General features: G+C 50.9%; 18 protein-coding genes. 11 read left to right on the top strand and 7 right to left on the bottom strand.

Features of this window, described 5'->3' with window-relative positions; translation table 11 throughout:
* Nucleotides 1-23: 23 nt before the first annotated feature.
* Genes ACDC99_RS09515 through ACDC99_RS09495 form a run of 5 tightly spaced genes read right to left on the bottom strand, consistent with a single transcriptional unit; the run spans nucleotide 24 to nucleotide 5,275 of the window.
* Nucleotides 24-986: an AAA family ATPase gene (locus ACDC99_RS09515; protein ID WP_044066132.1), complete on the bottom strand. Its 963-nt coding sequence runs from the start codon at nucleotides 984-986 to the stop codon at nucleotides 24-26.
* Nucleotides 987-1,004: 18 nt separating this feature from the next.
* Complete coding sequence (locus ACDC99_RS09510; RefSeq protein ID WP_370756646.1) at nucleotides 1,005-2,417, bottom strand: DUF4350 domain-containing protein; 1,413 nt, start codon at nucleotides 2,415-2,417, stop codon at nucleotides 1,005-1,007.
* Nucleotides 2,414-3,058 carry a DUF4129 domain-containing protein gene (locus ACDC99_RS09505; RefSeq protein ID WP_370756645.1) on the bottom strand — a complete coding sequence of 215 codons (645 nt, stop codon included), beginning with the start codon at nucleotides 3,056-3,058 and terminating at the stop codon, nucleotides 2,414-2,416. Before ACDC99_RS09505 ends, ACDC99_RS09510 begins: the two co-directional genes overlap by 4 nt.
* Before the next feature lie 5 nt (nucleotides 3,059-3,063).
* Nucleotides 3,064-4,170, bottom strand: a complete 1,107-nt coding sequence (locus ACDC99_RS09500; protein ID WP_370756644.1) for a hypothetical protein — start codon at nucleotides 4,168-4,170, stop codon at nucleotides 3,064-3,066.
* A gap of 55 nt (nucleotides 4,171-4,225) precedes the next feature.
* Complete coding sequence (locus ACDC99_RS09495) at nucleotides 4,226-5,275, bottom strand: stage II sporulation protein M (protein ID WP_288576764.1); 1,050 nt, start codon at nucleotides 5,273-5,275, stop codon at nucleotides 4,226-4,228.
* 139 nt (nucleotides 5,276-5,414) lie between these two features.
* Here ACDC99_RS09495 and ACDC99_RS09490 point away from each other — a divergent pair, with 139 nt between their 5' ends.
* The 10 genes from ACDC99_RS09490 (at nucleotide 5,415) to ACDC99_RS09445 (ending at nucleotide 20,394) form a co-directional block, all read left to right on the top strand.
* A complete protein-coding gene (locus ACDC99_RS09490) occupies nucleotides 5,415-6,158 on the top strand; it encodes an RDD family protein (protein WP_370756643.1) in 744 nt (247 codons plus the stop codon).
* A complete protein-coding gene (locus ACDC99_RS09485; protein WP_370756642.1) occupies nucleotides 6,139-6,297 on the top strand; it encodes a hypothetical protein in 159 nt (52 codons plus the stop codon). The genes ACDC99_RS09490 and ACDC99_RS09485 overlap by 20 nt, the downstream gene beginning before the upstream one ends.
* A 140-nt stretch (nucleotides 6,298-6,437) precedes the next feature.
* Nucleotides 6,438-8,255: an arginine--tRNA ligase gene (gene argS / locus ACDC99_RS09480; RefSeq protein WP_042520202.1), complete on the top strand. Its 1,818-nt coding sequence runs from the start codon at nucleotides 6,438-6,440 to the stop codon at nucleotides 8,253-8,255.
* A 460-nt stretch (nucleotides 8,256-8,715) separates the two neighbouring features.
* Nucleotides 8,716-9,186 carry an RNase H family protein gene (locus ACDC99_RS09475; RefSeq protein ID WP_022315845.1) on the top strand — a complete coding sequence of 157 codons (471 nt, stop codon included), beginning with the start codon at nucleotides 8,716-8,718 and terminating at the stop codon, nucleotides 9,184-9,186.
* Nucleotides 9,187-9,466: 280 nt separating this feature from the next.
* The gene (locus ACDC99_RS09470) at nucleotides 9,467-10,018 is read left to right on the top strand and encodes an RNA polymerase sigma factor (RefSeq protein WP_042520200.1); all 552 of its coding nucleotides are present in this window, start codon (nucleotides 9,467-9,469) and stop codon (nucleotides 10,016-10,018) included.
* Nucleotides 10,019-10,028: 10 nt separating this feature from the next.
* Nucleotides 10,029-11,381, top strand: a complete 1,353-nt coding sequence (locus ACDC99_RS09465) for an outer membrane beta-barrel protein (protein ID WP_370756641.1) — start codon at nucleotides 10,029-10,031, stop codon at nucleotides 11,379-11,381.
* Between the two features lie 577 nt (nucleotides 11,382-11,958).
* Entirely contained in the window at nucleotides 11,959-12,984 is a 1,026-nt protein-coding gene (locus ACDC99_RS09460; protein WP_042517114.1) for an IS110 family RNA-guided transposase, read from the top strand.
* 442 nt (nucleotides 12,985-13,426) lie between these two features.
* Complete coding sequence (locus tag ACDC99_RS09455; protein WP_370756640.1) at nucleotides 13,427-15,202, top strand: hypothetical protein; 1,776 nt, start codon at nucleotides 13,427-13,429, stop codon at nucleotides 15,200-15,202.
* Nucleotides 15,203-15,224: 22 nt separating this feature from the next.
* Nucleotides 15,225-16,634, top strand: a complete 1,410-nt coding sequence (locus ACDC99_RS09450) for a DUF5723 family protein (RefSeq protein WP_370756639.1) — start codon at nucleotides 15,225-15,227, stop codon at nucleotides 16,632-16,634.
* A gap of 208 nt (nucleotides 16,635-16,842) precedes the next feature.
* Nucleotides 16,843-20,394 carry a glycosyl hydrolase 2 galactose-binding domain-containing protein gene (locus ACDC99_RS09445; RefSeq protein WP_370756638.1) on the top strand — a complete coding sequence of 1,184 codons (3,552 nt, stop codon included), beginning with the start codon at nucleotides 16,843-16,845 and terminating at the stop codon, nucleotides 20,392-20,394.
* 174 nt (nucleotides 20,395-20,568) lie between these two features.
* Here the strand turns inward: ACDC99_RS09445 and ACDC99_RS09440 are convergent, their stop codons facing one another.
* Nucleotides 20,569-20,967, bottom strand: coding sequence for an HIT family protein (locus ACDC99_RS09440; RefSeq protein ID WP_022317581.1), 399 nt, complete (start codon nucleotides 20,965-20,967; stop codon nucleotides 20,569-20,571).
* Between the two features lie 12 nt (nucleotides 20,968-20,979).
* Nucleotides 20,980-21,447, bottom strand: a complete 468-nt coding sequence (gene greA / locus ACDC99_RS09435) for a transcription elongation factor GreA (RefSeq protein WP_022317580.1) — start codon at nucleotides 21,445-21,447, stop codon at nucleotides 20,980-20,982.
* A 246-nt stretch (nucleotides 21,448-21,693) separates the two neighbouring features.
* Here greA and ACDC99_RS09430 point away from each other — a divergent pair, with 246 nt between their 5' ends.
* Nucleotides 21,694-22,992 (top strand): L-cysteine desulfidase family protein, encoded by a 1,299-nt coding sequence (locus ACDC99_RS09430; protein ID WP_197065834.1) that lies wholly within the window; start codon nucleotides 21,694-21,696, stop codon nucleotides 22,990-22,992.
* Nucleotides 22,993-23,039 lie beyond the last annotated feature (47 nt).

Below are 23,039 nucleotides of genomic sequence, written 5' to 3'. Positions count from 1 at the left end.
TGTTGCAATTCCGTGAGTGTGTGTTATTTCGGCACCTCCACTTTGTCGATGAGAGTCCTCGTCACCTTGTCGGGAGTCAGTCCGCTCATCTCCGCCTCGGCATTGAGGATAATGCGATGGTGTATGACGTATGGTGCCACCGCCTTGATGTCGTCGGGTGTCACGAAGTCGCGGCCCTGCAGCAGGGCATAAGCCTTGGCACACTGCATCACCGCCACCGTGGCACGTGGCGACGCACCCACAAACACCGCCTTGCTCTTGCGTGTCTGGCTTATTATCTCGGCGATGTAGCGCATCAGCGACTCTTCCATCACCACGCTGTCCATCATCCTGCGCATATCCGTGAGCTGTTCCTTTGTCATTATCGGTTCCACGTCGTTGATGCGGGCAAACTGCGAATTGCCGTTGTGGCGCTTCAGAATCTCCACCTCTTCGTCTACCGACGGGAATCCCATCGTTATCTTCATCAGGAAACGGTCGAGTTGGGCCTCCGGCAGGCGGTAGGTGCCCTCCTGTTCTATAGGGTTCTGGGTGGCGATGATGGTATATACGTCGTCCATCTTGTATGTGTTGCCGTCGATGGTGGCTTGTCTTTCCTCCATCACCTCGAAGAGGGCAGCCTGCGTCTTTGCCGGCGAACGGTTTATCTCGTCGGCAAGCACGATGTTGGCGAACACCGGACCAGGATGGAAATCGAATTCCGACGTCTTCATGCTGAATACCGATGTGCCGAGCACGTCGCTCGGCATCAGGTCCGGCGTGAACTGTATTCTTGAGAACTTCGCGTCGATGAGTTTTGCCGTGAGTCTTGCCATGAGCGTCTTCGCCACGCCTGGCATTCCCTCTATCAGCACGTGGCCGTTGGCGAGGATGCAGGTTATCAGCATGTCGACAGCCTCCTGCTGTCCCACGATGACGCTTGATATTCTCTTTCTTATCTGTGATATTCTCTCGTTGAATAGCGAGAGGTCTGTTCTTGCTTCCATATCTTGTGATGTTTGGGGTTATGATAGTTTTCTTGTTATCTCGTTCATGCTGTCGATTGCCTTCTTCATTTCCGGGTCAGAAACCTGCAGTTCGTTGCTGACGAGAAATCTCAGCTGTTTCAGCGTCTCGATTATCCTGTCGTGTGGCATCCCGGTCAGAGCGGCGATGGCCTGGGAGTTTTCCTCGTCGTCGGCAATGTTGGTGATGTCGGCGGCTGTGCTGTGGCGTATGGCATCAACGAAGGTGGCGTATTTCTTTTGCAGCAGGTCGTTGTTGTCGTGTCTTTGCCAATAGAGAGTTCCGATGAGTTTCACGAACTCAATGTTGTGGTTGCGAGGTGCTTTATACACTGGTATCACCCTCTGTCTGCGTCGTGCGTTGAAAATCAGGAACAGCAGGATGGTGAACAGCATGAGCTGCCATGCCTCGGTGAGCGACGGCTGGCTGAACACATAGTCCAGCGGAGTCTTCTCTTCTTTGCCGCGCAGCATGGAGTCAGAAAACCTGCTCGTACCCTTTGTGCTGCGCAGCGTCGGTTTGTCGGCGAGTTCAGCCATGAGCAGCGACGTCAGTCGGGTGTTCCTCCGGCTCAGTATGCCGTAGTTGGAGAAAGGCAATGCGCTCGCCACCACAATCAGTCTGCCTTTGCCGACCTTCTTCTCTATAGCCACGGGATGCTTTACCGGCGGCAGGTCGTCATTATAGTCGTCGTTGCCTTTGTAGAATTCTTCGTTGAAGTCCTCCAGCTTTCTCAACCTCGTTCCTTCGTCCGGTTCCTTCATTATCTCTTTTTGCCGCTGCTGGTTGGACTTGAAGTAAATCCTTGCATAAGGGTTTGCCCGGTCGTGGTTGAACACGTGGGCGATTTCTCTGTATTCAGATTCCTCATCGCAGATGAGATAAGAGTCGAACATGAAGTCATACAGCTGCATATTTTCTGGTGTAGAACCGTTGCTCTTGTCGTAGAATATCGTGGTGTATGGCCGATAATCATTGTCGTTATTCTGGTTTATCAGGTTACTGACGTCTCTGAACAGATATTTGCAGTGCACCACGCCGTAGTCGTAGGCGAGTATGCTGTCGGTTCCATCCCTAAGAAAATTGGTTACGGCGATCATCACCGTGGCCCCGTTGTTCAGCATCCGTTTCAGGGCGTCCGCTTCGGTTTCAGAAAGATTCAGTTTCTCAGCCGCTATCAGCACGTTGTGTCTGCCGTCGGCAATCTGGTTGAGTCTCTTGTCCGTCACTTCATATCCCTTCGGCATGCTGCTCCGCATCACGCTGTCGAACACCATACAGCCGTAAGGCTCACTGTCGTTGCCGTCGTGAGTCTCCAGCCATACGTATTTATGTGGCATGGACAGCTGCAGCACTATCAGCACGGCGAGCAGTGACAGAATTGTCATTATGAATCCTCTGCTTGTCTTCATGGCGTGTCGTTTAGCTTGTTTTCGTTTATCGTTCCGGCAATGCCGTCGGCGAGTGAGCATACAGTGGCAAAGAGGTCTTTGTCAGCATCGAAGTCGCCGTATCTCACTCTCAGGAAATGGTTTGTCATGATGCGCAGTTTCTCGTCCTGGAACTCCCGGGTGTATTGAGAAGGTGTCTTGAAAGGCTGCCAGTCGATGATTTCCCTGTCCGAGAGCAGTCGCAGCGTCTTCAGATACGTCAGTCTTATTGCCTCCCTGTAGTTCCCGTTTTCGGCGGCACGGGTTATCTCCGTATCGAAGTCGATGCCGTAGATAGTGTCTTCGCTCACAGTATATTCCATCTTGTCGCCTCTGCTTTTCTTGGAGAAGAACAGGTCGGGCCTCTTTATCATTATCACCGCCACGATGGCTATCACGATGGCAATGGCTATCAGCGACCATATCAGCTGCTGGTTTTCGGCGTATGTGTCGCTGCCGAAGATGGAATCAATAAAATTCCTCAGAGCTTCGCGCAGCAAGTCGAAATACGAACTTCCCGGCTTCACTATCTGTGAGTCGTAGTCGTATTCCTGTCGCAGATTTTCAATCTGCAGACTGTCCATGGTCAGTGGGCTTGTCATTATGGTCAGTGAGTCAGTCATTGGCGTCAGAGTTTTTCAAAGTCGTCAATCTCGTCGAAGCGGGGCTTGCCGTTGGTGTTGCCTTGATTGTTGTTGGAATCGTATCCGCTTCCATTGCCGTAACCGTAATTGCCGGCATTGTTCCTGGTGTCGTCGTTTTTTCCGGTGTCGTCGTTATTGCCGCTGTTGTTCCGGCCGTCGTTGGCGAGATTGTCAAAATCGTTTATCTGGCTTGTTATTCCCTCATCGCCCAGCTTGTCGGCGGCATGGCCGTACTGGTAGGCGATAGCCACAGCCAATATCGAATATCCGAGATACGACACGAATGTGGTCAGCACTCCCATGATGTATGTCGCTATGGTGTATACAGGACTGTTCACTATGGGGGAGAGGTCGGATGTTATTCCCACCATTGACTTCATCGCCAGCAGGATGGAGTAGGGGATGCTCGCCATGTTGCCCACCATGCTAACGATGAGACTTATCACGACACAGATGGCGAAGATTCCTCCCCAAGTCTTGAAGCCCCAGACAATCGTTTTCTTCAGAGCCTCTGTTATGGAGATGCGCTCGAAGATGTAGACAGGGAACAACAGTGACAGAGGGATGAACAGGGCGAATGAGCCGAACAGCGGCAGCACAAGGAGAAATGGCGATACCATTGCGATGCCGATAGATACGAGAAGTATCAGCGCCGCAATCAAGTCTATAGTCACCATGGCAGTTGCAGCTCTCAGCATCGTCCTTTTCAGTTTGGGCAGCAGTTCCTTGAAGGTCATTCCGCTGATGTTACCCTTGTTCTCCTCGTATGCCATCATCAGTGCGTATGTCATGCCGAAGACCAGTGTCATGCCTATGATGGAGAAAACCATCGTTGCAGCGCTGCCGGCGATAAACTGCATCAGTAATCCGTCGTTTCCCGACATGTTGTTGATTTTGTCTATGTCCATCATTCCCTGCATGTAAGTGTTGAGGCTCAGCGCCTGAAACATGCTTAAGGGCAGAAGGATATAAGTCAGCATACGCAGATATACCTTCCAGTTTCTGCCGAAATAGTCGAAGGTGTCGTTGAACTTCTGTGTGAACGTGCGTTCCTTGTATAGTGGGATTATTGGTTTTTGGGATAGATTCATTGTCGTTGTTTTTTATTATAATGTCATTGATTGATGTTTCTTGATTGTGTTCCGTTTAATCCGGTGTCATTCCGTTTGATGAATGATGCATACTTGTCTGTTGGATAAGGTCTTCGTCATACGGAAGGTCTGATTCCCGGAGCGTCGTCAGCTTCTGTTTCCCGTTCCTTCTCCTTGGCAGCACCACGAAATAGAATATCACGAATGCGAGACAGAGAATGATGAACGAGAGGCGCACCCCGTCGGCAACTTCCGTATGGCGTGTGAGGAATCCCTCGATGAATCCAGCCACGATGAATATCGGCACTGTGCCCACGACGATTTTCAGTCCCCGTTTAGCCCCTCTCCTGAATGCCGTGATGCGTGAATACGTGCCGGGAAACAGTATGCCGTTGCCCAGTGCTATTCCGGCAGCACCTGCCACCACGATGGCGCTCAGCTCCAGTGTGCCGTGCAGGAATACCGCCAGCATCGACTCGCCCAACAGCCCATGCTGCCAGAATAGCGTCTCGAAGCATCCCACCATCACGCCGTTGTAGAACAGCATGATGCCCGATCCTATACATGTCAGCATTCCCATGGCAAAGATGTTGAACGACACCCCGATATTGTTCTGGGTGATTTCGAGAAACGAGTTCATCTCTCTGCCGCCGGTATAAACGTTCATCGGCATCCCTTCCTTGATGTTCTCCAGTGTCATGTCCACATAAGCGTCGCCCAGGATGATGCGGCAGAAATCATGGTCGCCGAGCTGCGACACGATGCCTGTCACCACGCTCACCATCATTATGATGAAGGCAGCCAGCAGCAGTCGCCTTGCCTCAAACATCGTGTCGGGCACCTCCTGAGTCCAGAAGGTGATGAGGCGGCTCCACTTCTCCTTCTTGTTGCGGTATATGCCGTTGTGGAGCGCTACGCAGAGGTTGTTGAGATACAGCGTTATGCGCGAGTTGGGATAGTGGGTATAGGCAAAGGCGAGGTCGGCAGTGGTGTCGGTGTAGGCATCGGCAAGGTCGTCGGGCGAATATGCCGACGGGTCGTTGGCGATGCTCTCCACGTCTTGCCATTTCCTGATGTTGTTTCTTATGAATATGATTTCCTTCATTCCTCACAGTCTGATTTTGTCCTTTGCCGATAATATTTTGGCAAATATGTCGCAAATGTAGTCAGATTTCCATATATTTGCAAACGGCAAGCGATAAAACTTGCATACAAAGATAATAACCACTCGTTTTTTTTACAACATGGCAACGGCAGACATATTGACAGGACAGTTTGTGATACTCGACCAGACATCGGCGAGCATCGGCGACCGCATCATAGCGCGCATCATAGACATGATGGTGCGCGTGGCCTATGTCATCGTTGCTCTGGTGTTCTTCACTTGGGTGCCAAGTGGCGTCGATGATGATTTCTGGTCGCTCATGCTGGTCCTGCTCGTGGGATTGCCGCTGGTGTTATACACCTTCCTGTGTGAATTGCTTTTCAACGGACAGACCATAGGCAAGATGGTGATGAAGATACGCACGGTCAGCGTCGACGGGTCGTGTCCCACGATGGGCAGCCTCTTTCTGCGCTGGCTGCTCGAAATCGTAGACGTCACCTTCTTCTTCGTTGGCATAATCCCCATCATCACCACCCGCCGTCACCAGAGATTCGGCGATCTTGCCGCCGGCACGATGGTGATAGCCCGTCCCGACCCTTCTCTGATGCATATCTCGCTGTCAGAATTCCAGTATGCCTTCCCCGACTACCAGCCCCATTATGCAGGCGCAAAGCTTTTGTCGCTCGGTCAGGCAGAACTGATAGAGCGCTTCGTCAACGTGGCGGACCGCCACGGGGCTTGTGATGAGTCGGCCCTCGCCAACCTTTCCCGTAAGGTGGCTGCCGCCATTCAGGCTCCCGGCAATCCCGACAGTCTGCAGTTCCTCCGTACGGTGCTCAATGATTATCGTTATTATTCCCTTAATGAGGTGTGTTTATGTTAATGATGCTCTCGCTTCAGAGGCGGGATTTGCCGGCAGGGTAAACCTCTATCGCGCCTTCAAACGCAAGACCGAAGTGTCGCCGACAGACTGGGATGCCTATAAGTCGCCGCTGACCGACAATATTGCCATTGATTGTTAAAAAACAACAAGAATACACATTAAATCAGTCATAAGAAAGCGTGGTGTTGCTTATTCGACAGGGTTTTTGTAAATTTGCAATGATTTTCAGGGCGTATCTTCATCGGATGCGCCCATAAACTATATGCTATAAACAGAATTATGAATATAATCAGCGAAATAAACAAGGCGGCGCTCGAAGCCGTGAAAGCACTCTACGGACAGGATGTACCAGAGAAGATGGTGCAAGTGCAGAAGACAAAGAAGGAGTTTGAGGGAAGCCTCACGCTCGTGGTTTTCCCATTCCTCAAGATTTCAAAGAAAAAGCCTGAAGACACAGCGGCTGAAATCGGAGAATGGATGAAACAGAACTGCAAGGCAGTGGCAGACTACAACGTGGTGAAGGGATTCCTCAACATCGTAATCGACACTGCGGCATGGATAGGGATGCTCAACGACATCAACGCCGACGAACACTATGGCGAGAAGCAGGCAACGGAAGACTCTCCGCTGGTGATGATAGAATATTCTTCGCCAAACACAAACAAACCTCTACACCTGGGTCATGTGCGCAACAACCTGCTCGGATGGTCGCTGGCGCAGATCATGGCGGCCAACGGCAACAAGGTGGTGAAGACAAATATCGTGAACGACCGCGGTATCCACATCTGCAAGTCTATGCTCGCATGGCAGAAGTGGGGCAACGGCGTTACTCCAGAGACAAGCGGCATGAAGGGCGACCACCTCATCGGTGACTTCTACGTGGCTTTCGACAAGCACTACCGCGAGGAGGTGAAGGAACTGAAAGCCAAGTTCGTGGCAGAAGGCATGGACGAAGAGGCTGCCGAGAAGAAAGCCAAGGATGAGGCTCCGCTGATAAAGGAGGCCCACGAGATGCTCGTGAAATGGGAGCAGGGCGACAAAGACGTGCGCGACCTGTGGCAGAAGATGAACTCATGGGTATATGCCGGTTTCGACGAGACATACAAGAACCTCGGAGTAGGCTTCGACAAGATATACTACGAGTCTGACACCTACCTCAAAGGCAAGGCAAAGGTGGAAGAAGGACTGGAGAAGGGACTCTTTGAGCGCCACGAGGACAACAGCGTGTGGGCTGACCTCACCAACGAGGGACTCGACCAGAAACTGCTGCTCCGTTCTGACGGCACTTCGGTGTATATGACTCAGGATATCGGTACCGCCGAGATGCGTTTCAAGGATTATCCTATCGACAAGATGATATACGTGGTGGGCAACGAGCAGAACTATCACTTCCAGGTGCTCTCGATACTTCTCGACCGCCTCGGCTTCAAGTGGGGCAAGGAGCTCGTACACTTCTCCTATGGTATGGTGGAACTGCCAAACGGTAAGATGAAGAGCCGTGAGGGAACAGTGGTGGATGCCGACGACCTGATAGAGACAATGGTGGCCGACGCCAAGAAGACGAGTGAGGAACTGGGCAAGTTCAACGACATGACAGAGGAGGAGCGCAACGAGATAGCCCGCATCGTGGGTATGGGAGCGCTGAAATACTTCATACTGAAAGTTGACGCCCGCAAGAACATGCTCTTCAATCCGGAAGAGAGCATCGACTTCAACGGCAACACCGGTCCGTTCATCCAGTATACCTATGCCCGCATCCGCAGTATTCTTCGCAAGGCAGCCGGTCAGGGTGTCACCATCCCGGATGCGCTCGCCGACAATATGCCTCTCTGCCAGAAGGAGACGGAGCTGATACAGAAGATGGACGAGTTTGGTGCCGCAGTGCGTCAGGCTGGCAAGGACTACTCTCCGAGCGGCATCGCCAACTACTGCTATGAGCTGACCAAGGACTTCAACCAGTTCTACCACGACTACAGCATCCTCAACGCTGATACCGAAGAGGAGAAAGTCGTTCGCCTTGTCATCGCCAAGAACGTGGCAAAGACCATTAAGAACGGTATGGCACTGCTTGGCATCGAGGTGCCTGAGAGAATGTAGTTGATTCATAATTGCAATTCGTGGTTGGTGGATGATATCGTTCGGGCATCAATCATGAATTGGTGGAAAAGCATAAAGGGTGGCGGAAATTGAAGATAAGTGACGGTGAAAAAATAACTTGGTATGATTTGAGCCTCGTATTTTTTGAGATGTTTTCTTCACTCGAAGAGGGAGTATAGCGGGCTATATGACCGATGAGAGGGATGAAAACAGCCAAAAAGATGAGGTTGACACCTTTTTGAGATGTTACATTTCTCACTCAAATCGTATCAAGTTATTATTTTACCGTCACTAAAAGATATTCTGTCACCCTGACTTTTGCTTATGGAAGAAGTCGGTGACGTCGGATTTACAGACTTGGACAGAAATGTGATGCCCCCACCGGATCGGTCATTAGACCGTTTGGGCAAATGTATAGCACCGGGAATATGCTCCGGTCTGTAATTATGAATTATGAAATATGGATTATGAATTGACAAACCCTCCGTCGTATAGAAACGACACCGTGTTGCCGTTGCCGATGGAAGTGACCGCCGATGCGTGGGCGGTTGATGCGGCATGTTCCGGCAATCCCGGTCCGATGGAATATCGGGGTATAGACCTCGCCACGGGAGCCGTGGTATTCCATTATGGTCCTGTGCACGGCACTAACAATATCGGTGAGTTCCTCGCCATTGTGCATGCACTTGCACTGATGGAACAGAAAGGCATACGCAAGACAATATATTCAGACAGCCACAATGCCATACTGTGGGTCAGCAAGAAGCAATGCAAGACCAAGTTGGAACGCACGCCACAGACTGCACAGCTATACAATGTGATAGCACGGGCGGAACAGTGGCTCAAGACACACCCCTTCCGTGTGCCGATACTGAAATGGGAGACGAAACGCTGGGGAGAAGTGCCGGCGGATTTCGGAAGGAAGGGATGAGGCTGATCAGGGTATCAGACTGCTGATGAAATGTGAAAACTGCATTTAATCCGCAAATAATTACAATTCTCATGCAATGTTTTCTGCTAACGGATGTTAACCTTATAGAAATCGTTTCAAGAGGTTAAACTGTTGGAGAAACATTGTTCACCCTCAATCGGACATCAGACCCCGTTGAGATTTAACAAAAGAAGGAGCTGCCTATACATTATTATATAATATAACTATAGGAATGCATATATATAGAATGAAGGCAAGTCTCTCTTAACAATAGTGAACAATGATGTACATATCGGAACAGCAACTCTATGAACGCCTGCAAAGCGGTGACGCTATGGCGCAGAAGGCTCTCTACGCGAAGTATGTGGGGAGTCTGACTGCCGTTTGTTCCCGTTATGTGGCAGATGCCGACGACGTGAAGGACGTCATGCAGGAGGTGTTCATCAAAGTGTTCACACAGATTGCCTCGTTCACCTTCCGTGGCGAAGGTTCGCTGAAGGCATGGCTGATGAGGATTACCGTCAACACATCGTTGACCTATCTGAAGAATGCCGGACGTCTGAGCGTGGTGAGAGACGACACACAGGTGGCTGACATTGTGGAGGACGAGGAACCGGATGCCGAAGGAGTGCCGCCAGACGAACTGCAACGGATGATAATGCGCTTGCCCGACGGCTATAGAACGGTGCTCAACCTATATGTCTTCGAGGACAAGAGCCACAAGGAAATCGCCGCATTATTGAATATAAAGCCGACGTCGTCGGCGTCGCAGCTGTTTCATGCCAAGGCGCTGATGGCGAAAATGATAGTAGAATATAAAAGAACCCATTGACTGTTTCACGATGAAGGAAGAGTGGAAATACAAACTGCAAAGAAGTCTGGCAGACTATGAACAGTCTGCCCCAGACGGATTGTGGGAAGACATACAGAAAGCTATGTCTGCCTCTGCCGGCGTGATGCAGGATGCAGGTAAGGTGATACCGCTGCCTGGCAAGAACCGTACAAAGGTGGTGGCGCTGAGGATTGCCGCTGCCGCAGCATGCGTTGCTTGTGGAGTGGGACTGTATCTCAGTATGCCGGACCACGACAAGGGCGCACACTCCATGGTGGCAGATGCCTTGGGAGACGGAAGCAAAGCAGCTGGCAGCAATGGCATGCAGACTGATACTCCGGCAAACGGCGACGGTCATGGCATGATGCCGCAAAGACACGACGCTGTGGGCAAGCTTCTGGCAAAGGCGGATATCCCGGCAGCAGTGAGAGAGGCGATAAGCTACGCACAGAAGGAAACCCAGACGGAACAGTTGGAATATGCTCCGCAGGAGGCAGCGGCTGTTGCTGCAGCCAACAATGGTAATGCTTCTATAGAAAAGAAACCAGAGACACAGGCTAATGCCGTCGGTGCGATGCGTGAGAGCGTGGTGCGTCGTGGCAGTAATGCGTCTTCAGCTCGTTATATGAACACCTCGTCGAAAACTGTGGATGTCAGCCATTCAGCATCAGAGGGACGTCTCACGGCAAGTCTTTTCGCTGCCAATGCCATGGGCGGAAGCGGCAACAGCATAACCAGCGACAGGTCGATGTTTGCGATGAGCGATATGATGTTCAATGATTATCCCGAACTGAGCGATGCCTACAGTGCCGTAAACACAAGGACTTCCGGCAGTTCGCTCAACGATGAGAGCGTTGACCATCATCAGCCGATACGCGTAGGACTGTCGTTGCACTATTCCCTCTCTGAGAAGTGGGGACTGGAGACAGGACTCACATACTCATATCTCTATTCTGAGACTACGGCAGGCAAGAGCGACAACCGCTACGACACAAAGCAGAAAGTGCATTTCTTAGGCATTCCGCTGACTGTGGACTATAGCATCTGGCGCAACAAGCTGCTCAACGTATATGTGGCAGGCGGCGGAATGGTGGAGAAGAGTCTGAGAGCCAAAGCCACCACATCGTATGTCCTCAACGGCAGGGAGATGAATACCGAGACCAACAAGCTCAGCATGAAGGAACTGCAATGGTCAGTAAATGCCGCTGCCGGCATACAGCTGAACATCACCAAGGAGGTGGGCATCTACGCCGAGCCGGGCGTGGGATACTATTTCGACAATGGCAGTGATGTGAAAACGGCATACAGCGACAATCCTTTCAATTTCAACATGAAGCTAGGTTTGCGTTATTCGATCAAGTGACATGACATCTCAATCAGATGATACGAATTGGTAATGACAGTTCAATACAATCAGCAGGTTGTAATGGACTGTCATTAATTGTTTTCAGACGGTTTGATAATCCCGAAACGCTCGTTTAACCCAAATCGGTCATTAGGGCTTGCATGGATTTTGTTTTTTAGAAGAGTGGATTTTGTTTGGCTTTTAATGAGTAATAGCGGGCTATTGCGAATTAAAAACGAGCAAAAGACGCCTTATAAAAAGCAAAAGACTGCAAGCAGTTATTAAAATTATACATTAAACGGCCTAATGACCTCTAAGTTTGCAGAAGATTGCGACGAAGTCGCATAAACTCCAAAATAATCAAGGTAAAACTATGATTGCTAAAGACAGTTTCGTACCTTTGTTGTAAAAAGGTAGAATCGGTCTGTCGAAGAGGTAAACCAGCTAATGACCCAGCCGTAAAGCTATAAATCGTTTAGGTCCTCATCGACATAGTTGCAAAGACCAGATAGAAAGTTATCGGCTCTGAGCCTTGTTAGAGTGTTAGTCCATACAACTATTGACCAATTCTACACAATATAACTCGTACAAAGTTATGAAGAATTTATTTATCGGAGTTGATTTTTCGAAAGAAAAAGTTGATGTGGCTATCCTTTTTGCAGACGGACTGGCAGAAACCGCTGCTAGAGTGTTCAACGAGTTCAAGACAACCGTGTCTGGCTATAGGCAGTTGGTCAAGTGGGTTGAGCAGAATTCCTGCGGTATCGACTCGTCCTTGTGGCTCTTCTGTGGCGAGAACACGGGCGACTACAGCAAGGGACTGTGCAACTTCCTCTACGGTAAAGGCTACGACATGTGGCTTGAGAACGCAAAGAGCATCAAAGACGCATCTGGTCTTAGACGATTGAAGTCTGACCGTGCTGACGCCTCGATGATTGCAGAATACGCCATGAGGAATTACGATAAAGCCGTTATGTACGAGCCTCTTAGCGAGTCGCTTACACAACTGCGTGAGCTGTTCCTATACCGTCAGATGATCGTAAGACACAGATGCAGTTTCCAGGTGCGTAGAGGCGAAAAGCGACTCACTATGGAGAAGTCGCCAGTCAAGACAATGATTTCGCAGAGCGGACGGCACATCGTCTCTGAACTCAATAAGGAGATAGAGAAGATAGATAAGCGCATTGCCGATCTCATCAAGTCGGACGAGGAACTCACCGAGGTGTTCACCATCGTGACCTCGGTGCCTGGCATAGGAACGCAGAACGCTGTGTGCCTGATGGTGTACACCGACAACTTCCGGCGTTTCAACTACGACTCACGCAAGATTGCCTGCTATTACGGCCTAGCTCCATTTGGCAAAGATTCGGGAACCAGTGTGCATTCCGATCCGCATGTACATTATATGGCTAACCGCCAGATAAAGGCCATGCTGACGCAAGCGGCACTAGCTGCCGTCAACTTCAATCCCATTATGGCGAGGTACTACATGCGCCTCGTAGAACGAGGAAAGAAGAAGCAGGTTGCACTGAACAATGTCAAGAACAAACTTGTACATTTGGTCACAGCCATGGTCAGAAATCGCCAAACATTCACCCCTGAATATAAAATCTCAGCATAAATTGAAAATAATGGTCAAAACATTTGGATATTAACATAGAAAGCGATTTGGGTTTAACCAAGATTGGTCGTTAGGGCTTGTTAGGATTTTTTTAGATTAGAGGCTTTGTTGGATTAAATAATTCCGGTGACAAAAATATATAGCTAAAATCCCCCATAGCGTGGGGAACAGACCCCCCTAATGTGGGGTTTCATTCCCCACGTCATGGGGAAAATTTATGCAAAAAAAACAGATGGAAAAATATCTTGACATACATTATTGTCTTAACATATTTTTCATTACATTTGCACAAGAATAAACAAAGAAAAGTTAGACTACTGATAAAACAGGTACGTTAATGGACTGCTGCATGTTCTGCAACAGAATATTCAGACATGATATATAGTACGACACAGTGGACTTGACTATAACAACACTGCAACATAACCAACAAAAAAATAACATGAAGAAATCAAATCTTTCCGCGAGATTGCTACCGGCACTGTTCGTCGCAGGTGCGCTCGTGTTCACAGGATGTTCAGACAGTGACTATGATTTTGGAAACATCGATTCCACGATTGGTATCGGAAGCGATGGGCTCCAGATTCCTGTCAGCACAACCGAAGACATCAAGTTGGGCGACATTTTGGAGCTCGAGGAAAACGGAAGTGTAGTAGAGGCTGCAAACGGCGATTATGTGTTCCGCCAGGATGGTGGAAACGTTGCCCCCGTGCATCCGCTTATCGACAAGATTGTAGTTTGGAAGAAGTCCGAGCCCATCATCACTCCAGTGCCTGTAGGTGTCGTATCGCCTACAAAGTCGAAAGGCGTGCGTCGCAATGACTCGTATGTTGGCGACATAAGTGGCGTAGGATACCTTGTGGAGTTCCATTACAGGGGTGAGAAACCGGCAGATGTAATCGAAATGAAGAAGGCTGAATTGAAGGCACCCGTAACACTCAGACTCAAATTCGATGACAATATCAAGAGGAGCATTCCGAAGTTCCAGGAACTCTCGCTGACATTCCCTAACTATATGGAACTGGCAGACAACGGAAGTTTGATGACGCCGACTGTAAATGGAAGAAAGGTAGTCTTCAATGATGTGCCAACCTCAAAAGACCTGGTGGTAAAGGTGAATATCAAGGCTATCGACTTCAAGACTAAGCAGGAATATCCAGGTTCTTCAATAAAGATAAACGGCAAGGATGTGGAACTTGACGGCTTTATCGTATTGAATGTTTCAGCTCCATATACCGGTTCTGCAGCAGATGCAGGAAATGTCGGAGGAGAGATCACCTGTACCTATGAGAACGACAACTTCACCATCGAATCAGCCACAGGACGCTTCAACCCGGATATCGCCCTCAACGACCTCGGTGACGTGGACATCACCGGTGTGCCGGACTTCCTGAAAGACGGAAATGTGGTGGCAGACCTGTATAATCCGCAGATTTCGCTCGACATCAGCAACGACATGCAGGTGGATGGTGTCGTAAACGGTACTATCAAAGCCTTCAAGAACGGACGCGAGACAGCCTCGGTGGATGTAGAGGGAATACGTGTGACAGGCGGCAAGACAACCCATGTGTGCATCTGTCGCAGAGGAAACGGAGTGGAAGGTTACGACCAGGTAATCACCAAGAGCAATCTGTCAGACCTCATAAAGACCATACCGGACAACATCAAGTTCACCGCTACGGCAATGGCAGACAGCAAGAAGGAAGGACGCTTCGAACTCGGACATACCTACGTGATACAGCCTTCGTATCATGTTGATGCACCGTTGGCATTTGCAGAGAATGCGGTGATAGAATACCGTGACACCCTCGACGGATGGCACGACGACATCAAGGACATGAAGCTTGCAGACGGTGCTTATCTGCTGGCTACGGCAAACGTGACAAGTTGTGTGCCTGCATATATGTCGTTGGATGTCATACCGGTGGATGCCGACAAGAAGGAACTCAAGGGCATCGAGGTGCAGCTCGTTCAGAAGGATGTGAAGGCATCGGCAGACGGAGTGGAATCGCAGACATCACCCCTGGAGGTGAAGATCATGCAGACCGACGATGATGTCATGAAGCGACTCGACGGACTGGTGCTCATCGTTGTCGGAAAGGCAAGCGGTGAAGGAAACGCCGTGACGGGCATCACGCTCAATGCGCAGAAACATACTCTGAAGCTCACCGATATAAAGATAAAGATGGTGGGCAAGGTGATAGGCGACTTTAATTAACCTTTAAACACAAAACCTGATTATGACAAGTCTTAAGATAAAGAATATGCTCGCCGTGGCAATGCTTGCCGCCGGCAGCTCGGCAATGGCGCAGAACCTGAATTCGGCGTATTTCACCGACCAGTTCGCATCCCGCAACACTATGAACCCGGCATTCGGCAACGACCAGAACTTCGTTTCCATTCCAGGTCTCGGCAACGTGAACATCAGTCTTCAGGGAAATTTCGGTTATGAAGACGTGGTGATGAAGAATCCACGCTTCGGCATCGACAGCAACAAGAAGATGACGACCTTCATGAACCCCTATATCTCAGATGCCAAGGCGCTCGACGGATTCTCCACCAGCAACAACAGAGTGGTGGGCAACGTGTCAGTGGCGCTTCTCGCTGCCGGCTTCAAGGCGTTCGGCGGATACAACACCGTGGAACTCAATTCAAAGTCATCGCTTGGTATGGTATTGCCATACGAACTCTTCGAGTTTGCACGCAACACCGGCAACAACAGCTACAATATCGGTGACATCAGCGCCCACGCACAGTCGTATGTGGAACTGGCGTTCGGTCATTCACGCAATATCGACGAGAAGCTGAGAGTAGGTGCGAAATTCAAACTCCTCTTCGGAGTGGCACGTGCCGACTTCAAGTTCAAGGACGTGAAGGCAGACCTCTCGGCACCGGAGAAATGGACAATCAGCGGTGACGCTCAGGCAGATGTCTCGATGAAGGGATTCCAGTATAAGATGAAGGAAAAGGAGTATGAAACGGCAGGTGCCGGCACATACGAGAAGATTGACGACATCGATGTGGATGGAGCCGGACTCGGAGGCTTCGGTATGGCTCTCGACCTGGGTGCCGTGTATAAGATCAACGAAGACTGGACGGTGAGCGCCTCGGTGCTCGACCTCGGATTCATGAGCTGGAGCAACGATATGCTGGCAACCAACAAGAACAAGAGCTTCGAGTTCTGCGGATTCCATGACACTTCAGTGAATAGCGACCGCCCGGGAACCATCGATGACCAGACAGACAAATACAGTGACCAGATAACAGACTTCATAAACCTGCAGGACAAAGGCGACAAGGGAAGTCGCACCACAGGTCTGGGAGCCACACTGAATGTGGGCTGTGAGTATCAGTTGCCGGCATACCGCAAGATAAGCTTTGGTCTGCTCAGCACAACACGCATCAAGGGAGAATACTCATGGACAGAAGGCAGACTGAGCGCCAACTGGAAACCCCTCAAGTGGCTTGACGGGGGCATCAGCTTTGCGGCAAGCAGCTTTGCTACAAGCATGGGATATGTGGTGAACATCCATCCGAAGGGCTACAACTTCTTCATCGGCATGGACCACATCCTTGGCAAGACCAGCAAGGAATGTATCCCTCTCAGCTCAAACGCCAGCATATCGATGGGTATGAGCGTGACATGGTAAGATGCCATAACGGACTTTTGCGCGGTATGACAGCCGCTTGTGATATAGCCGGAGGCCAATGGGCGTTGATAGCCCGATGGTCTCTGGCTTTTTTCGTCACTGAACGTTTGTTTCATGAATTAACGCTTGCCGTTTCAAATACTTTTCTTAACTTCGCATCTAAAACCTATTATATATGATCTGTTACCGTAGAATAGCCAATAGCCTAATGGCATTTTTGTTCGCATCAGCAGCCTTTGCTGCCAATCCCGATGCCGATGACAACCTGTCGTTGATGCGCCAGGTGCGCACATCATCATGTTTCGACTACAATCTCACAGGACAACTTCTCACCGATGGCATCGTGACAACCACGATGCCGCCGACACTCACCGTATGCGATGCCGCCGGACCGCTGCCAAGACGCGAGCGGGAATGGGCAATCGACGGTGGGGAGTGGACCCGCAACACGCTGATGGGCAGCAGCAACAGCCTGCAATATCAGTGGACGGCGATGTCGGTGAAAGCCGACCGCATAAAGTTGCGCTGCTACGTGGCATACGATGAGGCGAAGGCACATGGAGGCTACAGTATAAAAGTGCTTGTGCCGACCGGCAAGAAAGGCGGATGGCGTGTGGTGGCAGAAGACCGGGGCGGCAAGCTGCCCGGCACTTTGTCGAAGAGCAAGGTGAGCAGCGACCCAAACAAACAGACCGGGACAAGCATGCTGCCGCAGCGCGACATCAATCTGCAGTTCGACCTGCCCGCTGACTGCCGGGACATCACGGCCATGCGCCTGGAGTTGGATATGGAAGGAGCTGTATATTGGACAGTCTTCAATATCGACTTCTACAAGGACGGTGGGCGGGTGCTTGCCGATGTCATACCAAACTCCCGTTTCGGAAGTGCCTGGATGAGTGCCGGCGAGGGGCATGAATGGGCACAGGTAGACCTGGCGGCAAAGTCAGAGGTGTCGTTCGTTGACCTTTCGTGGATACGCCGACCCAAGCATGGATATATAGAAGTCAGCGACGATGCCCGGCAATGGCGCCGTGTGGCAACGCTGCCCGACAACAGCAAGCGGCGCACCGACCGCATAAAACTCAGCGGCGTCAGTTGCCGCTATGTCAGAGTCACCATGGACGGCGGCAGCATTGATGTGGCGAAGACCGGCGATGTGCCAACCAAGGCATACGTGCTGAGCGAACTGAAGGTTGAAGGAAAGGGCGTTCGGCGCGACACGGAGTCTGCAACCCGCCCCGGTATGGAATCAGCAAACGGTGGATATGCCGACAACCGCATGATGCTCAATGCCGGAGACTGGAAAGTGTGCCGCGCGTCACAGGTGAAAGCAGGAGGTGAGAAGGTATCCACCGGACAGTTTGCCACCGATGACAGTTGGATTCCAGCCACCGTGCCAGCCACCGTGCTCACCAGTTTCGTCAACTATGGCGCTCTTGCCAATCCAGACTATGCCGACAATATGTTCGGCATCAGCGATTCATATTTCAACTCCGACTTCTGGTATCGCCGCACCTTCTCCCTGCCGAAGGAGATGGCCGGACAGCGGGTGCTTCTGAATTTCGACGGCATCAACTGGAAAGCCGATGTGTGGGTCAACGGCAAGAAGATAGACCGTATAGAGGGAGCCTTCACCCGTTCCGTAGCCGACATCACTCCATATCTCAACGGAGGAGGAAACACACTCGCCGTGCTTATCCACAAGAATGCACATCCCGGAGCGATAAAGGAGAAAAACCATCTGAACACCGATTTCAACGGCGGCATACTCGGAGCAGACAACCCCACCTTCCATGCCACTATCGGCTGGGACTGGATATCAACTATCCGCGGTCGTGATATCGGTATCTGGAACGATGTCTATCTTACTTCTACTGCTTCCGTAACACTCGCAGACCCCGTAGTAAGCACCCGTTTCGACAATCTGCCCGACACCCTTGCCACCATGACGCCACGCGTGTTGGCGCACAACTGGCTCGACAAGGAAGTGAGCGGAACGCTGAGAGGATGGATAGGCAATCTGAAGTTTGAAAAGAATATCACGCTGAAAGCCGGAGAACAGCGAGAGGTGGTGTTCAGTCCCGACGAATACCAGACCCTGTGCGACCGGCGCATACGCCTCTGGTGGCCAAACGGACAAGGCGAGCCATATCTGCATGATGCCGGATTTGAGTTTTTGGCAGACAATCAGCAGAGCCACAACGCCACTGCCCGCATCCACTACAAGGCAGGTATAAGGGAGATGCGATATGCCGACCCTGACACGCAGCTGAAACTTTTCGTCAACGGGCGACGCATCGTGCCGCTCGGCGGAAACTGGGGATTCCCGGAGTCTAACCTCAACTATCGCCAGAGGGAATACGACATTGCCGTGCGCCTGCACCGCGACATGAACTTCAACATGATTCGCAACTGGGTGGGAATGACCGGCGACGAGGAGTTTTATGACGCTTGCGACAAGTATGGCATCATGGTGTGGCAGGACTTCTGGCTTGCCAACCCTGCCGACGGACCGGATCCCGACGACGAGGTGATGTTCATGCGCAATGCCCGTGATTTCACAAGCCGTATGCGCCGCCATCCGTCGATTGCTCTCTATTGCGGACGAAACGAAGGTTATCCTCCAAAGACCCTCGACGACGGTTTGCGGCAGACTGTGGCAGAGATGAACCCGAAGTTACTCTACATATCATCTTCGGCTGATGATGGAGTGAGCGGACACGGACCGTATTGGGCGGAACCGCCACGTACCTACTTCGCCAAGCAGAGCGGAAAACTGCATACCGAGCGTGGCATGCCTAACGTGATGACGCCGGAAGGCACACGCCGCACACTCGCAGAACCGATAGAATGGGAACCCGGCGACGCCTGGGGACAGCATGATTTCACACAGGCAGGCGCTCAGCGAGGCGCTTCGTTCATGGCAATCGTCGAACGTATGTTCGGCAAACCGGAGTCTGCCGACGACTTCACCCGTCTGGCACAATGGGAAAACTATGAAGGTTATCGTGCGATGTATGAGGCAGACTCGAAATACCGCCAGGGACTGCTCATCTGGATGAGCCACGCCTGCTGGCCAAGCTATACATGGCAGTGTTATGACTATTATTTCGAACCTACGGCAGCCTTCTTCGGCGCACGCAAGGCTTGCGAACCATTGCATATCCAGCGTAACGCCCTGACACGCAGCATCGAGGTGGTAAACCGCACGGCGGATAACTATAAAGACCTTGTGGCAACCCGCGAACTGCTCGATATCCGTGGCAATATTGTCCGTGTGGATAGCAATATGGTAAACTCCAATGGTGACTCCACCGTAGAACTGGCAGCTCTCGCCACCGACTCCGTGCCCGGGAATATCGACGGAACGGTGTATTACATCCGTTTGAGACTTGCCGACAGCAATAACGCGACGTTGTCTACCAATTTCTATGTGCTGTCTACCGACGAAGGCAATCTGCAGCAGCTTGCCACACTGCCCCAGGTGAATGTGGCGGCTTCAGTAAAACGCCCGTCCGGCAACGGCATGACTCTGACTTTGCGGAACACCGATTCCACACCGGCAATGATGATAAGGCTGAACCTCAAGACCGGCGATGGTTGTCAGGTGCTGCCCGTGGACTATTCAGACAATTATTTCCACCTCATGCCCGGAGAGGAGCGCACTGTCAATATCAGATGGGACAATGCCGATGCGCGACAGCAAGTACCGTTTGTCGAGCTTACGGGATATAATGTGGAACAGTGTGTGTTGAAATAGTAAAGCCGTCCGGAGATAGGGTAGGAGTGTCGTCATTTCTTGTCTTATATGGCGATTTGTCCATAAAAAAATTAACCCCAAACGGTCATCATGCCGTTTGGGGTTAAAAAATCTCTTGGAGTTTCCGTCGTGCCCTGCTCTTAGTTTTCCTTCAGCCAGAGTGGGGCAGCGTAATTACAGTTTGTTGAACTCAGCGAAGATCTTGTCGGAGATTTCCTTGAACTCTTCGTCGGTGAGTTTCAGCTTAGGGTTAGAGAAGAGCATGTCCTTCTCGTTCTGCATCGGCACGAGGTGAACGTGGGCATGAGCCACTTCCAGTCCGAGCACCGCCATGCCCACCTTGCGGCATGGGAAAGCGTTCTTGATGGCAACTGCCACCTTCTTTGCAAACACCGCCATTTCGGCAATCTCCTCGTCGGTCATGTCGAAATAGTAGTCCACCTCACGGCGTGGAATCACCAGAGTGTGACCCTTCACCAGAGGGTTGATGTCGAGGAACGCATAGAATTTCTCGTTTGCGGCGCATTTCCAGCTTGGAATCTCGCCTGCAGCAATCTTAGAAAAAATGTCCATAATCTATAGTTTTTATTCTACGGAAATCTTGTCGATTCTCAGTCTTATGGTGCCACGAGGAATCTTTATCTCAGCCTCGTCGCCCACCTTCTTGTTGAGCAGTCCCTGTGCGATAGGAGTCTTGATGGAGATTTTTCCCTCCTTGAGGTTCGCCTCGCTCTCGCTGACGATAGTGTATGTCATCTTTGCCTTAGTGGCGATGTTTGTCATCTCCACCTTCGACAAAATCTGTACGGTGTCGGTGCTGAGGCGTGACGTGTCAACGATCTTCGCTTCAGCGATGGCGAGCTTCAGCTTGTTGATCTTGTCTTCCAGATGAGCCTGTGCTTCTTTTGCCGCATCATACTCAGAGTTCTCACTAAGGTCGCCCTTGTCGGCAGCCTCTGCGATTGCGGCAGATGCCTTCGGACGCTCAATACTTTCCAAACGTTTCAGTTCGGCTACCATCTTGTCGTAGCCATCTTGTGACATGTAAGCCATAATGAAAATTATTTTTTATTTGATTTTATGTGTTTCCTGGCAATATAATATAATGGATTCCGGCAGAGAAATTATTGCCGGAATCCATTATATTCTCACCAAATGTCTATTATTTTTGCAAAGATAGGCATATTTTTCATAATTACAAAATAAAAAATTGGCTAAAAACGTGTTTGTTAATATAATTATGCTTATTTTTGCAGCTACATAATTGTGCAATACTTTTATTATCCTTGTTATATTATGATTACACCTTCAGAGTATAATGCTATTTTGGACTTGATGCATCGTCAGGTTGTGCCTGCTATTGGATGTACCGAGCCAATTGCTGTGGCACTTTGTGTGGCAAAAGCAACAGAGCTGCTTGCAGCGGAGCCTGATACTATTGATGTCAGACTTAGTGCAAACATTTTTAAGAACGCCATGGGAGTAGGCATCCCTGGCACGGGAATGATCGGTCTTCCCATCGCCATCGCTTTGGGAGCGCTGGCGGGAAAGCCTGAACTCAGTCTGGAAGTGCTCCGCGACTGCACGAAGGACGATGTGGAGCGTGGAAAGAAATACATCGACGAGGGAAGAATCAAGATAACCCTCGAACATGATGACGCCGACAAACTGTATATCAACGCCCTCTGCAAGGCTGGCGGAAAGGAAGCTGAGGCTCGCATCAAGAGCTCCCACACCAATTTCGTCTTCATGCGCAAGGACGCAGAGGAACTGCTCAACGTGGCTTCGTGTGCCGCTAAAGCCTCACAGGCTGCCGACGACATCAGGCTGACGCTGGGTAAAGTGTATGAATTCGCCCACACTGCCAAGCTCGACGACATCCGCTTCATCCTCGACGCCAAGAAGCTCAACGAGGCTGCATCTGCGGCAGGACTGCGCGAGAACTATGGCCACCAGCTGGGCAAGACGCTCTGCAGTCCGCTCGGTCATGGAATCATGGGCGACAGCATCTTCTCCAGAATACTGTCTGCCACAAGCTGTGCCTGCGACGCACGTATGGCGGGAGCCATGGTGCCGGTGATGAGCAACAGCGGCAGCGGAAACCAGGGTATCTGCACCACCATGCCGGTGGTGGTATTTGCCAAGGAGAACCATAACACCGAGGAGGAGCTTATCCGTGCGCTTGTGATGAGTAACCTCACGGCAATATATATCAAACAAAACCTTGGCACGCTGTCTGCACTTTGCGGATGCGTGGTTGCCAGCACGGGCAGCAGCTGCGGTATCACATATCTCATGGGCGGCAACTTCGAGCAGATTTGCTTCTCGGTGAAGAATATGATAGCAAACCTTACGGGAATGATCTGCGACGGTGCGAAGCCAAGTTGCGCCCTGAAGCTCACCAGCGGCGTGAGCACGGCAGTGCTCAGTGCGATGCTCGCCATGCAGCACAAATATGTCACCTCATACGAGGGAATCATCGACGACGATGTGGACCAGAGCATCCGCAACCTCACAGCCATCGGCAGCCGCGGCATGAACGATACCGACCGTTTCGTGCTCGACATCATGACCCACAAAGGTGTGAAGGAGGATTGACGTAACTATATAAGGATTCCTGTTGGAGTCACCTTGATAAACAATCG

The organism is Prevotella pectinovora, assembly GCF_041323955.1.
Lineage (GTDB): Bacteria > Bacteroidota > Bacteroidia > Bacteroidales > Bacteroidaceae > Prevotella > Prevotella pectinovora.
This window is presented reverse-complemented; position numbering and strand designations above follow the sequence as displayed.